This is a genomic window from Streptomyces phaeoluteigriseus (assembly GCF_001896135.2).
Classification (GTDB): Bacteria; Actinomycetota; Actinomycetes; order Streptomycetales; family Streptomycetaceae; genus Streptomyces; species Streptomyces phaeoluteigriseus.
This window is the reverse complement of the sequence record NZ_MPOH02000019.1, coordinates 295,800-309,833: the sequence shown is the minus strand read 5'-3', so window position 1 is coordinate 309,833 and position 14,034 is coordinate 295,800. Positions and strand designations below refer to the sequence as shown.

General features: G+C 72.3%; 14 protein-coding genes and 1 pseudogene. 8 read left to right on the top strand and 7 right to left on the bottom strand.

All coding sequences use genetic code 11. The features are described 5' to 3' along the window. Positions 1 to 915: decaprenyl-phosphate phosphoribosyltransferase (locus BM536_RS31010; protein ID WP_094103774.1), on the top strand; the 915-nt coding region annotated here is incomplete at its 5' end. A gap of 120 nt (positions 916 to 1,035) precedes the next feature. Beyond that, positions 1,036 to 2,007 carry a YihY/virulence factor BrkB family protein gene (locus BM536_RS31005; protein ID WP_073495363.1) on the top strand — a complete coding sequence of 324 codons (972 nt, stop codon included), beginning with the start codon at positions 1,036 to 1,038 and terminating at the stop codon, positions 2,005 to 2,007. Here the strand turns inward: BM536_RS31005 and BM536_RS31000 are convergent. Next, positions 1,961 to 3,333 (bottom strand): annotated as a pseudogene (locus tag BM536_RS31000) (D-alanyl-D-alanine carboxypeptidase family protein). The gene BM536_RS31005 and the pseudogene BM536_RS31000 sit on opposite strands and share 47 nt — an antisense overlap. Positions 3,334 to 3,424: 91 nt before the next feature. Between BM536_RS31000 and BM536_RS41925 the strand changes: the two are divergent. Both BM536_RS41925 and BM536_RS30990 read left to right on the top strand, forming a co-directional pair. Continuing rightward, the gene (locus tag BM536_RS41925) at positions 3,425 to 3,664 is read left to right on the top strand and encodes an SCO4848 family membrane protein (protein WP_073495365.1); all 240 of its coding nucleotides are present in this window, start codon (positions 3,425 to 3,427) and stop codon (positions 3,662 to 3,664) included. Positions 3,665 to 3,700: 36 nt separating this feature from the next. Beyond that, the gene (locus BM536_RS30990; RefSeq protein WP_425444702.1) at positions 3,701 to 5,062 is read left to right on the top strand and encodes a metallophosphoesterase; all 1,362 of its coding nucleotides are present in this window, start codon (positions 3,701 to 3,703) and stop codon (positions 5,060 to 5,062) included. 179 nt (positions 5,063 to 5,241) lie between these two features. Here BM536_RS30990 and BM536_RS30985 read toward each other — a convergent pair whose 3' ends face one another. Together BM536_RS30985 and BM536_RS30980 are read right to left on the bottom strand one after the other, a co-directional pair. Next, positions 5,242 to 6,660 (bottom strand): sensor histidine kinase, encoded by a 1,419-nt coding sequence (locus tag BM536_RS30985; RefSeq protein WP_073495406.1) that lies wholly within the window; start codon positions 6,658 to 6,660, stop codon positions 5,242 to 5,244. Positions 6,661 to 6,680: 20 nt separating this feature from the next. Next, entirely contained in the window at positions 6,681 to 7,406 is a 726-nt protein-coding gene (locus BM536_RS30980; protein WP_073495368.1) for a response regulator transcription factor, read from the bottom strand. A 159-nt stretch (positions 7,407 to 7,565) separates the two neighbouring features. On the opposite strand from BM536_RS30980, the gene BM536_RS30975 reads away from it, so the two are divergent. Beyond that, a complete protein-coding gene (locus tag BM536_RS30975; RefSeq protein ID WP_094103772.1) occupies positions 7,566 to 9,971 on the top strand; it encodes an MMPL family transporter in 2,406 nt (801 codons plus the stop codon). Between the two features lie 6 nt (positions 9,972 to 9,977). Here the strand turns inward: BM536_RS30975 and BM536_RS30970 are convergent, their stop codons facing one another. The 4 genes from BM536_RS30970 to BM536_RS30955 form a co-directional block, all read right to left on the bottom strand. After that, on the bottom strand, positions 9,978 to 10,877 hold the full coding sequence (locus tag BM536_RS30970; protein ID WP_425444701.1) for a TetR/AcrR family transcriptional regulator: 900 nt from the start codon (positions 10,875 to 10,877) through the stop codon (positions 9,978 to 9,980). Further along, the gene (locus BM536_RS30965; RefSeq protein WP_073495371.1) at positions 10,774 to 11,304 is read right to left on the bottom strand and encodes a thiol-disulfide oxidoreductase DCC family protein; all 531 of its coding nucleotides are present in this window, start codon (positions 11,302 to 11,304) and stop codon (positions 10,774 to 10,776) included. Before BM536_RS30965 ends, BM536_RS30970 begins: the two co-directional genes overlap by 104 nt. Before the next feature lie 3 nt (positions 11,305 to 11,307). Further along, positions 11,308 to 11,715, bottom strand: coding sequence for a hypothetical protein (locus tag BM536_RS30960; protein WP_073495374.1), 408 nt, complete (start codon positions 11,713 to 11,715; stop codon positions 11,308 to 11,310). Positions 11,716 to 11,851: 136 nt separating this feature from the next. Then, the gene (locus BM536_RS30955; RefSeq protein ID WP_094103771.1) at positions 11,852 to 12,262 is read right to left on the bottom strand and encodes a VOC family protein; all 411 of its coding nucleotides are present in this window, start codon (positions 12,260 to 12,262) and stop codon (positions 11,852 to 11,854) included. Positions 12,263 to 12,483: 221 nt separating this feature from the next. On the opposite strand from BM536_RS30955, the gene BM536_RS30950 reads away from it, so the two are divergent. The 3 genes from BM536_RS30950 to BM536_RS30940 all read left to right on the top strand — a co-directional run bounded on the left by BM536_RS30950 (position 12,484) and on the right by BM536_RS30940 (position 13,965). Continuing rightward, entirely contained in the window at positions 12,484 to 12,948 is a 465-nt protein-coding gene (locus tag BM536_RS30950; protein ID WP_094103770.1) for a TM2 domain-containing protein, read from the top strand. After that, positions 12,941 to 13,351 (top strand): DUF2752 domain-containing protein, encoded by a 411-nt coding sequence (locus BM536_RS30945; protein WP_245873884.1) that lies wholly within the window; start codon positions 12,941 to 12,943, stop codon positions 13,349 to 13,351. Before BM536_RS30950 ends, BM536_RS30945 begins: the two co-directional genes overlap by 8 nt. 350 nt (positions 13,352 to 13,701) lie before the next feature. Then, complete coding sequence (locus BM536_RS30940; RefSeq protein ID WP_073495377.1) at positions 13,702 to 13,965, top strand: TM2 domain-containing protein; 264 nt, start codon at positions 13,702 to 13,704, stop codon at positions 13,963 to 13,965. The last annotated feature ends 69 nt before the right edge of the window (positions 13,966 to 14,034 follow it).

Genomic DNA, 14,034 nt, shown 5'->3' with positions numbered 1-14,034 from the left:
GCCGAGGCCGGCACCGACTCCGCCCCGCCGCCCCGCTCCCTGCTGGCCGGCCTCCTGCGCACCGCCCGCCCCAAGCAGTGGGTCAAGAACCTCCTCGTGATCGCCGCCCCCGCCGCGGCCGGGCAACTGTTCACCGTCCACGCCCTCACCGAACTCGCCCTCGTCCTCGCCCTGTTCACCGCCTGCGCCGCCGCCGTCTACCTGGTCAACGACGCCCGCGACGCCGAGGCCGACCGCGCCCACCCCACCAAGCGGCACCGCCCGGTCGCCGCCGGCCAGGTCCCGGTGCCTGTCGCGTACGCCGTCGGAGGGGCCCTCGCGGTCATCGCGCCGGCCACCGCGGCCTGGCTGACCGCACCCGCCGTCGCCGTACTCCTGACCGCCTACCTGGTCATGCAACTGGCGTACTGCGTCAGCCTGAAGCACGTCCTCGTCGTCGACCTCGTCGTCGTCACCACCGGGTTCCTGATGCGGGCCATGGTCGGCGGACTCGCGCTCGGCATCCCGCTGTCGCGTTGGTTCCTGATCACCACCGGGTTCGGGGCGCTGTTCATGGTGTCGGCCAAGCGCTACTCCGAGGCCGTCCAGATGGCCGGGACGGCGGGTGCCACGCGCGCGCTGCTCACCGAGTACACCACCGGCTACCTGCGCTTCGTCTGGCAGCTCGCGGCCGGCGTCGCCGTGCTCGGCTACTGCCTGTGGGCCCTGGGGGAGGGCGGCGTCCCGCACACCAGCGTGCTGCCCTGGCGCCAGCTGTCCGTGGTCGCCTTCATCCTGGCCGTCCTGCGCTACGCCGTCTTCGCCGACCGCGGGACCGCGGGCGAACCCGAGGAGGTCGTCCTCGGCGACCGCGCCCTGTCGCTCATCGGCCTGGCCTGGCTCGCCATGTACGGTCTGGCGGTGGCCAATTGGTGACCCGCGGTCCCGTCGCCGGTCACCCTCGTCCGGATCCGGGGTAGACGGTTCCCGGGTGGACGGACCGACACGGTGCTCGGCGGGAGTACCGCGCGGATCTCACGAGGGCAGAGTCGGATCATGGACTGGCTGAAAAAGCTCCCCGGGATCGGGCCGTGGATCGCGCGGCTGATGGCCACGCACGCCTGGCGGTCGTACGAGCGGCTGGACCGGGTGCAGTGGACGATGCTGGCCGCCGCGATGACGTTCACCAGCTTCGTCGCCCTCTTCCCGCTGCTCACCGTGGCCGCCACGATCGGCGCCGCCACCCTCGGCACCGAGCGGCAGCAGGAACTCCAGGACAAGATCACCGACCAGGTGCCCGGCATCTCCGACCGGTTGAACATCGACGACCTGGTGCAGAACGCCGGCACCATCGGCCTCATCGCCGGTGTCGCCCTGCTGTTCACCGGCGTCGGCTGGGCCGGTTCGACGCGCGAGTGCCTGCGCGCGGTGTGGGAACTGCCCGTCGAGGAGGAGAACCCGGTCCTGCGCAAGGCCAAGGACCTGGGCATCCTCCTCGGCCTCGGCGGTGCCGTCCTCGCCACCCTCGCCATCTCCACCGTCGCCTCCGCGATGGTCGGCTGGATCACCGAGCAGGCCGGCATCGACGAATCCGGCTGGGGCGGCATCCTGCTGCGGGTCGCCGCCTTCCTCGTCGCCGTCCTCGCGGACTTCCTGCTCCTGCTGTACGTCCTGACCCTGCTGCCGGGCGTCGAGCCGCCGCGCCGCCGCCTGATCGTGGCGGCGCTGACCGGAGCGGTCGGCTTCGAACTGCTGAAGCTGCTGCTCAGCGGCTATATGCAGGGCGTGGCCACGAAGAGCATGTACGGCGCGTTCGGCGTGCCCATCGCCCTGCTGCTGTGGATCAACTTCACCGCGAAACTGGTCCTGTTCTGCGCCGCGTGGACGGCGACGCAGACCGCCGACACCGACACCGCCGCGGAAACCGGCAGGGAGAGCGGCACGGAGACGGGCACCGGTCCCGGCGCCGCCCCGGACGGGGTCAGCGGCGGCGGCGCACCAGGTCCGGCAGCGGCCAGCGGCGGTTGACCAGGAACGCGGCACCGGCGAGCAGCGCGATCACCCCGCCGGTGATCGCCATGGCGATCCCGACGCCACCGGAGCCGTTCTCGGCGACCGCGCCCGCCACCGGCTTCTCGGAGACGTTGCCGACGCCGCCGGCCTCCCCGCCCTCACCGGAGTTCCCGCCGGGCTGCGCGCCGGCCTGCGCGGCACCCTTCGGCGGGACCAGCTCGCCCACCGGCGTCACCTTGCCGGCCGCCTGGAAGCCCCAGTCGAAGAGGGCGGCGGTCTCCTTGTAGACCTCGTTGTGGTCGTCCTTGCCCGGGTTCATCACCGTGACGAGCAGCACCCGCCCGGCGCGCTCGGCGACGCCGGTGAAGGTGGCGCCCGCGTTGGTGGTGTTGCCGTTCTTCACGCCCGCGATGCCCTGGTACTGGCTGATGTCGTAGTCGCCGGTCAGCAGCCGGTTGGTGTTCTGGATCTCGAAGGTCTCGCGGACCGTCCTGCCCTTCTTGTTCTTCGTCGTGGCACCCGGGAACTTCGCGGTCAGCGTCGAGCAGTACTCCCGGAAGTCCTTCTTCTGGAGCCCGGAGCGGGCGATCAGCGTCAGGTCGTACGCCGAGGAGACCTGGTGGGGAGCGTCGTAGCCGTCGGGGGAGACCACGGTGGTGTCGAGGGCCTGGAGCTCCTCGGCGTGCTCGTTCATCTGCCTGACCGTCTCCGCGACGCCGCCGTTCATCGACGACAGGACGTGCACGGCGTCGTTGCCCGAGCGCAGGAAGACACCGAGCCACAGGTCGTGGACCGAGTAGGTCTCGCCCTCCTTTATCCCGACGAGGCTGGACCCGGCGCCCAGGTCCTCCAGGTCCTCCCGCTCGACCTTGTACTGCGTGGTCCTGGGGAACTTCGGCAGGAGGGTGTCCGCGAAGAGCATCTTCAAGGTGCTCGCCGGGGGCAGCCGCCAGTGCGCGTTGTGCGCGGCGAGCACCTCGCCGGACTGGGCGTCCGCGACGATCCAGGACCGCGCGCTGATGTCCTTGGGCAGGACCGGCGCGCCGCCGGTGAGCTGGACCTGCGTCCCGGCCTGCCCGAGGCGGGCACCGCCCAGCGAGGACATCTTCGCCGGGGGAGTGGCCGACGGACTGGTCGAAGCCGAAGCCGAAGCCGACGGCGAACCGGAGGCCGACGGCGATCCGGAGGGGGACGGCGAACCGGAGACCGGGGCCGAGGGCGACGGGGCCGGCGTCGGGGTCGGCGCGCCAGGGACACGGGCGCGGTCAGCGCGAGGGACGCGAGGGTCGCGGAGGTGACCAGCAGGGTTCGCCTGGCGGTCTGCTTCAAGGGTGCGGGCACGACGGAGAAAGTACCTGGCAGACGACGGGAAGTCCCGCCCCCCTCCCCACCCCCCTCATGGAACCGGACACCGGGCGGCGATACTGAACGCATGAAGCTCAGCCGCCCGGTGTCCTGGTTCCTTCTCGCCTTCGGGGTCTGGAGCTGGATCATCTGGGTCACTTTCGTCAAAAACCTGGTCAAGGACGGCAGCGGGCTCGCGTTCGACGACGGCGATCCCACGGCCTACTTCTGGGTCCATCTGACGCTCGCCGTCGTCTCCTTCGTACTGGGGACGGTCGTCGGGGGCATCGGGTTGCGCGGACTGCGCGCCCTGCGCCGAACCTCATAGCCCGACGCCGAAGACCACAGCGGGGATACGACAACCGTGGCCATCCTTTTCGTGCTGATCGCCCTGGCCGTCCTGGTCGGGGCCAACTGGTACCTGTGGCGCCGCCTGTTCCGCGACACGACGCGCGCCACCGGCTGGGTCCGGCGCGGCGGCGCGGTGCTGATCGCGGGCGGCTGGGCCCTCGCCGTGGGCGCGCTGGTCGCCGAGCGCACCGGCGCCCCCTTCTGGCTCCAGCGCGTCCTGGCCTGGCCCGGCTTCCTGTGGCTGGCCCTGTCGGTCTACCTGCTGCTGGCGGTCCTGGCGGGCGAGGCCGTACGGCCGCTGCTGCGGCGCCTGCTGGAGCGGCGGGCACCCGCCGAGGTGCCGGTGGCGCGGCCGGTGGACGCCCGCCACGAGGAGACGGAGACCGTGCCGTCGTCCTCCCGGGCGAGCGGGAGGCCCGCGCCGCCCGACGCCCCGGAGGGCAGCGGCTCCGTGCTCCTCGCCGCACCCTCCCGCCGTCTGTTCGTCTCCCGGGTCATCGGCGGCGCCGCGGCCGTGGCAGCCGCCGGGACCGTCGGCTACGGCACCTACGGCGTACTGCGCGGCCCTCAGGTGAAGCGGGTCACCGTCCCCCTGGCCAGGCTGCCGCGCCGGGCGCACGGCTACCGGATCGCCGTCGTCAGCGACATCCACCTGGGCCCCGTCCTCGGCCGCGGCTTCGCGCAGAAGGTCGTCGACACGATCAACGGCACGCAGCCCGACCTGATCGCGGTCGTCGGCGACCTGGTCGACGGCAGCGTGAAGGACCTCGGCCCGGCGGCGGCGCCCCTCGCGCAGTTGCAGGCGCGTCACGGCAGCTACTTCGTCACCGGCAACCACGAGTACTTCTCCGGCGCGCAGGAATGGGTCGCCGAGGTACGGCGGCTCGGCCTGCTCCCCCTGGAGAACGCGCGGACCGAACTGCCGTGGTTCGACCTGGCCGGCGTCAACGACATCTCGGGCGAGAGCGAGGGCCAGGGCCCCGACTTCACCAAGGCGCTCGGCGGCCGGGACACGGCACGCGCGTGCGTGCTCCTCGCCCACCAGCCCGTGCAGATCGACGACGCCGTCGAGCACGGCGTCGACCTCCAGCTCTCCGGCCACACCCACGGCGGCCAGCTCTGGCCCGGCAACCTCCTGGCCGCGGCCGCGAACCGACCGTCGCGGGCCTGGAGCGCTACGGCGACACCCAGCTGTACGTCTCGCGCGGCGCCGGAGCCTGGGGCCCGCCCACGCGCGTGGGTGCCCCGTCGGACATCACCGTCATCGAACTGGCGTCGAAGCAGGCCTGAGAAGCACCGACGTGGACGTCGGCGACGCTGGTGTCCGGCGGACGGCGGCGCCGTGCTCCGCCTGTGGCGGCTCATCCGGATCTGAGCCGCCGGGAGCCGTGCCGTCACCGTCAGGTTCTCGCCGGGTGCTGTGCGGAACGTGTCGGCGGGTTGGGGTTGTGGTGGCTCAACGGGACCTGAGCCGGGCTGGCAGCCGTGCCGTCGCCGTGAAGCTCTCGCCCGGTGCTGTGCGGACGGGCGGCGCCATGTTCCGCCCCGTGCGGCTCATCCGGATCTGAGCCGGGTCGGGAGCCGTACCGTCACGGTCAGGCCCTCGCCCAATGCTGTGCGGACGCTCACCTCGCCGCCGTGGGCGTCCACCACGCCCTGCACGATCGCCAGCCCGAGACCGCTGCCCGCGCCGCCGCCCGCGCGGAAGAAGCGGTCGAAGACCCGCGCCGCGTCCTCCGCGGCCAGTCCCGGCCCCTTGTCCCGCACCGACAGTTCCACGGCGTCGTCGGCGCGCTCCACCGCCAGCCGGACCGGCACGTCGGCGGGCGTGTGCGTGCGCACGTTGGCCAGGAGGTTGCCGAGGACCTGGCGCAGCCCCGACTCGTCGGCCCGCACCAGCACCGCGCCCTCCGCGTCGACCGTGACCGGCCGGTCCGGCTGCTGGGCCCGCAGATCCTCCGCCGCGTCCCGCACCAGTCGGCTCACGTCGACGGTGCGCAGCCGCAGCTCGGGCCGCTGGTCGAGGCGGGCCAGGGTGAGCAGTTCGTCCACGAGTCGGCCCATGCGGTCCACCTCGCCGTTCATCCGGTCCCAGGCGCGCCGCCGCTCCGCCGGGTCGCGCAGCATCCCCTGGTCGTACAGCTGGAGATAGCCGCGGATCGCGGACAGCGGGGTGCGCAGCTCGTGCGAGGCGTCGGCGACGAACCGGCGCAGCTGGGCCGCGCTGCGCTCGCGCGTGCGGTACGCCGTCTCGACCTGGTGGAGCATCGAGTTCAGCGCCAGTCGCAGTTGCTCGACCTCCTGGGTGGGGTCGTGCCGCGAGGGCACGCGCCGGGTCAGGTCGCCCTCGGCGATCGCCGAGGAGGTCTCCACCATGTCCTCCAGTGGCCGCATCCGCCGCCGCACGCTGAACAGCGTCAGGCAGGCGAGCAGTGCCAGCAGCAGGGTGCCCACGGCGAGGTCGAGCTTGAGCGCCTTGAGCATGCCCTTGTGCAGGGCGTCGGTGGAGGTGGCCAGCAGGATGTGGCTGCCGTCGGGGAGCCGCGTGGCGGTCGCCCGGTAGGCGGCCCCGTGCACGGTGACGTCGTGCGGGTCCGCGTCGCGGGCGAGGGCTGCGGGGTCGTCGACCGCCGCTGCCAGCCCGGTCTGGGCGTCGGTCGGCTCGACGCCGAAGACGGCCACCGCCTTTCCGTCGCGGCCGACGGCGGCGAAGACGGTGTCCGGCGTGGGCAGTTCCCCGGACCGCGCGGGCACCAGCCGCTCCCGCACGAAGCCCAGCACGCTCAGCGAGTCGATCTGCCGCAGGGTGAGTCCGGACCTGCTCAGCGAGGCGCGGGTCTTGGTCAGTTCGGAGTCGGCCTGGTCCAGCAGGTAGTGCCGCATGCCCATCAGGCTGAAGGCGGTCGCGGCGGCGATGCCGAGCGCGAGCAGCACCACGTTGGCCGCCGTCAGCTTCACGCGCAGGGAGTGCATGCCACGCCGGTGCAGCCGTTTCACGCCAGCCCGTATCCGACGCCCCGTCGGGTGGTGATCAGGGGTGGTCCGAGCGCGTCCAGCTTCCGCCGCAGATAGCTGATGTAGGTCTCGACGACGGTCGACTCGGGCGGGGTGTGCTCGTACTGCCAGACGTGGCGCAGGAGTTGCTCCTTGGGCACGATCCGGCCGCCGTTGCGCACCAGGAAGCGCAGCAGGGCGTACTCGGTGGGGGTCAGCTCGACGGTGCGGCCCGCGCGGTGCGCCGAGTAGGTGGCCTCGTCCAGCTCCAGGTCGCCGTAGCGCAGTGGTGGGCGCCGCGGGAGGACGTCGGCGATGGGGGTCCCCCCGCGCGAGCGGGTTCGAGCGTGGGGGAGGGTGCGGCGCAGGACGGCCGTGATGCGGGCGACGACCACGTCGATGTCGAAGGGCTTGGTGATGTAGTCGTCGCCGAAGCCGAGGGCGCCGACGATCTCCGCGGGCGCGTCCCGCGCGGTGAGGAAGACGAGGGCCAGGTCCGGTCGCCGCTCACGCAGTTCCCGCCCCAGGGCCCGCCCGTCGCCGTCCGGCAGCATCACGTCGAGCAGTGCCACGTCGGGCCTGACACGGCCGGTGAGAGCGAGGGCCTCGCGGACGGTGCCCGCGGTCATGACCTCGAAGCGGTGGAAGCGCAGGGCGATGGAGAGGACGTCCGCGATGCTCGGTTCGTCCTCCACGACCAGCACGGTGCCGGGAGCCGTCGTCATGCCCCCAGTATCGGCGGGGCCGCCGGGAACGGGGCCGGTTCCCGCTTTGGAGTTTCTTGAGAGTCATCGCGGTTTCCCGCCGCGCGCGGGCGGCGGCCCCGATCCTGTTGCGCAGGACCTGGGGGACCGACCGACGACGAAGGAGCGAGCGTGGCGGCATTGGCGCGATGGTGCTATCGGCACCGGCTGGTGGTCCTGTTGCTGTGGGTGGGGGCGTTGTTCGGACTCGGCTTCTCGGCCTCGTCCGCGGGCACGGACTACGCGAACGTCTTCTCCCTCCCCGACACGGATTCCAAGAAGGCGTACGACCTGATGGAGAAGGCGTTCCCCGCGCGCGCGGGCGACACCGACACGGTCGTCTGGAAGACGGACGAGGGCTCGGTCCGGGACGAGGAGGTGCGGTCCCGGATCCAGCCCGCGCTGGAGAAGATCGCCGGCATGAAGGGCGTCGGCGGCGTCACCGGCCCGTACGCGGGCGCCGAGGGCGCGGGCCAGATCAGCCGGGACGGGCGGATCGCTTACGCCCAGGTCACCTTCACCGACCAGGCGAACGCCGTGCCCAAGGAACTCGTCGAGGACGTCGTCGACACCGCGCGTCAGGCGCGGCAGGACGGCCTGGACGTCGAGCTGGGCGGCCAGGCCGTCCAGCGGGTGCAGGAGCCGCCCACCGGCCTCGCCGAGATGGTCGGCATCGCCGCCGCGGCCGTCGTGCTGTTCCTCGCCTTCGGCTCGCTGTTCGCGATGCTGCTGCCGATCGGCGTGGCCGTCTTCGGCGTCGGCACCGGCATGTTCTCCACCCAACTGCTCAGCCATGTCACCGACATCCCCGACCTGGCCCCGCTGCTGTCCACCCTGATCGGCCTGGGCGTCGGCATCGACTACGCCCTGTTCATCGTCACCCGGCACCGCAAGGGCGTGCTGAGCGGCATGGACCCGGAGGAATCGACGGTCACCGCCCTCAACACCTCGGGCCGGGCCGTGCTGTTCGCGGGCGGCACCGTGTGCATCGCGCTCGCCGGGATGCTGGTGACGAACCTGCGCTTCCTGGACGGCGTCGTCATCGGCACCTCCCTCACGGTCGTCCTCAGCGTCCTGGCCGCCACGACGCTGCTCCCGGCACTGCTCGGTTTCCTCGGCCCGCGCGTGCTCAGCCGCAGGCAGCGGCGCACGCTCGCCACGACCGGCCCCGAGCCGGAGAAGGCGACGGGGCTCGCCCTGCGCTGGTCGGCGGGCGTGCAGCGGCGGCCGTGGCGGATCGCCGTGCTCGCCCTGGCGGTCATGGCCGTCCTCGCCCTGCCGGTGCTCTCGCTGCGGCTGGGCGCCACCGACCAGGGCAACGACGACACCACCACGACCACCCGGCAGGCCTACGACCTGCTCGCCGAGGGCTTCGGACCGGGCTTCAACGGCCCGCTCCAGGTGGTGGTGTCGGACGGCGACACCACTGCTCTCGTCAAGGACATCGAGGGCACCGAGGGGGTCGCCCGGGTCACCGCGCTGCCGCCCGCCCAGGGCGTCACCGTCGTCCAGGTGATCCCCACGACCTCACCGCAGTCGGAGGAGACGGACGCGCTCATCGACCGGTTGCGCGGCGAGGTGATCCCGGGCGCCGGGGCGGAGGCGCACGTCGGCGGGGTCACCGCGGTCTCCAAGGACTTCGCGACCGTCACCGGGGACCGTCTGCCCCTGTTCGTGGCGACCATCATCGGCCTGGGCTTCCTGCTCCTGCTGGTCGCCTTCCGCTCCCTGGTGGTGCCGCTGACGGCGGCCCTGATGAACCTGGTCGCGGCGGCGGCCTCCTTCGGCGTGCTCGTCGCGGTCTTCCAGTGGGGCTGGGGCCTGGATCTGCTCGGCCTCGGCAAGGAGGGCCCGATCAACGCCTTCCTGCCGGTGATCATGCTGTCCCTGCTGTTCGGTCTGTCGATGGACTACCAGGTGTTCCTGGTCAGCCGGATGCACGAGGAATGGGTGCACACGCGCGACAACGCCCGCGCGGTGCGCGTCGGCCTGGCCGAGACCAGCCGGGTCATCAACTCCGCGGCCCTGATCATGGTCTGTGTGTTCCTCGCGTTCGTCCTGAGCGGGGACGCGGGTGCCGCGATGGCGGGCGTGGGCCTGGCGGCGGCGGTCGCCCTGGACGCGTTCATCCTGCGTACGGCCCTGGTCCCGGCCGCTATGCATCTGCTCGGCACGTCCAACTGGTGGCTGCCCGCCTGGCTGGAGAAGCGGCTGCCGCACCTGGCGGTGGAACCGCGCGAGGAGGCCGAGGAGACGGCACCGGTGACCGACGGTCCCGCCTCGGCCGTCCACGGCTACGTGCGCGACCCGGCGGGCGATCCCGTCGAGGGCGCGGCGGTCACCCTGATGTCCAAGGGGGGACGCCGGCTGGACCGGGTCACCTCCCTCGCCGACGGCTCCTACATCGTCTCGGTCCGCGCGGGCGACGTATCTGCTGGCGACGACGCACGCTCGTACGCCTCGCGCGCCCGGCAGCTGGTGGTCGGGTCCGAACCGCTGGTCGTCGACGTGGAGCTGGAGCAGGGGGAGGTGGACGCGCCGCGCTGACGCGCGCTACTCGTCCGGGTCGGCCGGGCCCTGCGGCTGCTTCCTCGCCGGGTCCGGCAGGGCCTTCGTCATGCCGGGCAGGAAGTCCGTGAACAGCTCGTGCACCTCGTGGACGAGCGGCCGCAGCACCCGGAAGCGGGCCAGCGCCACACCGCGCGCGGTGAGTCGGGCGCCCCGCTCCGCGAGCCGGTAGCTGCGCTCGCGGCCCTCCGTGCGGTCGAAGATCCAGTACAGGACGAGCCCCATCTGGGAGAGCCACATCAACTCGGGCAGCACCTGACGCAGTTCCTCCGGCACCTTCGCCTTCGACCCGGCCAGCACCTCCCTGTGCACGTTGACGGCCTCCTCGCGCGCGTGCTCCGACTCCGGGGAGAAGGGGCTGAGCGGGCTGTCCGGGTCGGCGGCGTTCTTGAAGAACTGCACCGCGAACTCGTGGTAGGGCGTGGCCACGTCCAGCCAGATCCGCAGCACGCCCGCCAGCCGTGCCTCCAGGCCGGTCTCCCGCTCCAGCAGCTCCGTGATCGCCGCCCGGTGCTCGGCGGCGAGCCGGTCGTAGAAGCCCTGGATCAGGTGCTCCTTGCCGGCGAAGTAGTAGTAGGCGTTGCCGACGGAGACCCCGGCCTCCTTGGCGATGGCCCGCATCGTCGTCCTGTCGTAGCCGCGCTCCTGGAACAGCCGCATCGCCGTCTCCAGGATCAGCGCGCGGGTCTGCTCCGACTTGGTCGGAACGGCGGCCTCGGAGGACCGGGTCGGGGGAGCGGCCCCGTCGGGGCGTCGTTGTTCGCGGGCACGGGAAGAGAGCCTAACCAGTGCGGCAGGAGCCGTCGTCACAGCCGGGGGAGGTGTGGACCCGGCCCCGCGCCGGGTCGTACGCCCATCCGTCGACCCGGCGGTACCCCGTCCCACCCCGTCCGCCGCGGTGCTGCTGGGTCCCGCGCCACTTGGCGGCGGCGAGGACGGCCCCCCTGGCGAGCGTGGCGCCGGAGGGGGTGCTCAGGCGGTGGGCGAGGGGCCGGTGCTCGCGCAGGGCCCACAGGACGACGATCCAGGCGGCCGTGGAGCGGTAGACCTGGCCGGCGTCGCCGACGACGGTGATCTCGTCGAGGGTGGCGCGGTGGTCCAGGCCGGGGAAGCGGCGGGCCGCCTCGGCGGAGCCCACGGGGACCAGCTCCAGCGGCACCAGTTGCGGCCGGCGGCGCAGCCAGTCGCCGAGGAAGGCGCACAGGGGGCAGCCGGGGTCGTACAGGACGGTGAGTCGGCGGACCGGGACGCGCGCGGCGCCCCGGTCGGCGGTGGCCCCGGTGGCCTCGGCGGGGGCCTGTCGGGCGGTCATGGCTCAGGCCCCGGCCGAGGGGGCGACCCAGCCCTGCGGCGCGACGGGCGGCACCTGCTCGCGCTCCATGAGCCCGCGCCGCCGGATGCGGTTGAGCACGTACACGTTGCCCAGGTGCATCACCCCGAGGACCAGCAGGACGACGCCCAGCTTGGTCGAGAGGGCCTCGAAGATGCCGCGGGTGTTCCCGATGGTCTCGTCACCGCTGAGGTACAGGGCGACGAAACCGAGATTGACCAGGTAGAAGCCGACGACCAGCAGATGGTTGACGGCTTCGGCGAGCTTCTCGTTCCCGTGCAGCACGTCGGCCAGGAAGACCCGTCCGTTGCTGCTGAGGGTGCGGGCGACCCAGATGGTCAGGGCGATGCTGACGACCAGGTAGATGACGTAGGCGACGACCGTGCGGTCCATGCGCCTCCCCCTTCTGAACGTGTTCAAAAACGTTGACAGGGGAGACTGTAGTCCTGCTTTTGAACGCGTTCAACCAACCTGCGGGTGCAGGGAAAGGGGCCTGCGTCACACCCCGACCCCGTGCCCCCTCCCCGCCTCACATCCTTCGGCCCAGCTCCGGCCGCTTGGAGTAGTCCGTGAAGCCCAGGACGTTCCCCCAGGGGTCGGCGACCTCCACGGTCCAGCCGGTGGCCTCCGGGAACGGCGCGTCCAGGGTCGCGATCCCGGCGTCCGCCAGCGCGCGGGCCGCCACGCGCGCGTCCGGCACCTCCAGCCAGACGCGCGGGGAGGGCCACGGCGGCGGCCGGTGCCCCAGCCCCTCCTCCACGCGCAGCAGGATGCCGGGCGTCTCGCCCCCGACCTTCAGCAACGCGATCCCGGCGTCGTCGAACCGGAACGCCACCGCGAACCCGGCCCGCTCGTAGAACCTCACGGCCTCGCCGAGGTCGCCGACGGGCAGCAGGACGTTGTCGAACCCGAGCAGTTCGTAGGACTCGTCATCTGACATACCGTCAGAATAAGTGTGTGGTGGGTGAAAACCGGTGATTGCCGACGACCGTGCCCCGGGAACAACCGTGCGGAGCACCGGCCTCGTGGCGGCCTCGGCCCGCCCTCGCCCGTCGCTCGCCCGCTCCTTGCCCGGACCTGGCTTCACCGGCGGCGGAATCTTCGTGCAAGATGACGTGAACTCACTTCGTCCGCTCACACCGAACCGCCTCGGGGGTCACCTTGTCCGAACAGCCGCAGCAGCCCCAGCAGCCGCCCCAGCCCGGCTACGGCTACCCCAACGCCGGCCAGCAGCCCTACGGCGGCCAGCCCGGTCAGCCCGGCCCCTACGGCGCCCCGCAGCAGGGCTACCAGCAGGCCGGCTACCAGCAGCAGGGCTACCAGCAGGGCGGCTACCCGCCCCCCGGCGCCGTCCCGCCCGGCGCCTACACCGGCGACCCCAACGCCCCCTACGGCTACGACCCCTACGGCCGGCCGATCTCCGACAAGTCGAAGATCGTCGCCGGCATTCTCCAGCTGTTCCTCGGCACCTTCGGGGTGGGCCGCTTCTACATCGGCCACGTCGGCATGGGCCTCGCCCAGCTGTTCACCTGCGGCGGCCTCGGCATCTGGGCGCTGATCGACGGCATCATCCTGCTCACCAGCAACGACAAGACCGACGCCCAGGGCCGGATCCTGCGTGGCTGACGTGGTGGGCGGGGAGCCCGGCTCCCTCCTGCGACACCCGGCGGCGGCACCCCTCGCGGTGCTCGCCGCCGGTCTGGCCGGCTCGGCCCACCTCTACGGCACCGACCCTCACGAGCCCGGCCATCTGCTGCCCCAGTGCCCGTTCCGCTTCGTCACCGGCCTCCTGTGCCCCGCGTGCGGCGGCACGCGCATGACGTACGACCTGATGCACGGTCATCTCGGCGCCGCCTGGCTGGACAACCGCGCCCTGCTCCTCGCCTCGCCCTTCGCGCTCGCGCTGTTGGGCCGCTGGGTGTGGGAAGGGCTGCACGGCCGCCGCTGGCGCCCCGCCCTCGGCAAGCGCTCCCAGGCCGCGATCCTGGGGCTCGCCGTGACGTGGACCGTCGTGCGCAACGTCTTCTAGAACGACTTCTGGAGCGACGTCTTCCGGAGCGCCCCGCCGGAGCCCGCCCGCACCATCCGCGTGGCCCGCACGCCGGTGCGCAAACCCCGTCGGGTACCCGGTGATCGGCCGTACTTGATCACGGAATAGGAACGATCGTTCGCGCCCACTCCCTTTCTTACCTTCGCCTTATCTAGGCTCACGGCTGACAGGGGGGACGTCCGCACGGCCGAAAGGCGTGCGCGGACGTGGTCGACGCACGGTCGGCGCAAGCTCGGCGTATGTAGAACTCGCATCCCTCCCGGACTCCCCGTTCCGGAGCAACCAGCTCCGGGAACGCCTGAACACGAAGCAATCCAGGAGCAGTTCTCATGACCGTCCCCACTCCCGAAGCCCCCTACGGTGTCGACCCGATGGGCCGTCCGTACTCCGACAAGTCGAAGATCGTCGCGGGCATCCTCCAGCTCTTCCTGGGCACCCTCGGCATCGGCCGCTTCTACGTCGGCTCCGTCGGCGTGGGCGTCGCCCAGCTCCTCACCTGTGGTGGCCTCGGCATCTGGGCGCTGATCGACGGCATCCTGTTCCTGACGAGCAACGACCGTACCGACGCCCAGGGCCGCGTCCTGCGCGGCTGATCCCGCCCGCCCAACGCCGAGGGCCCCGCTCCTGCATGGAGCGGGGCCCTCGGCGTTGCGCCGGGATCA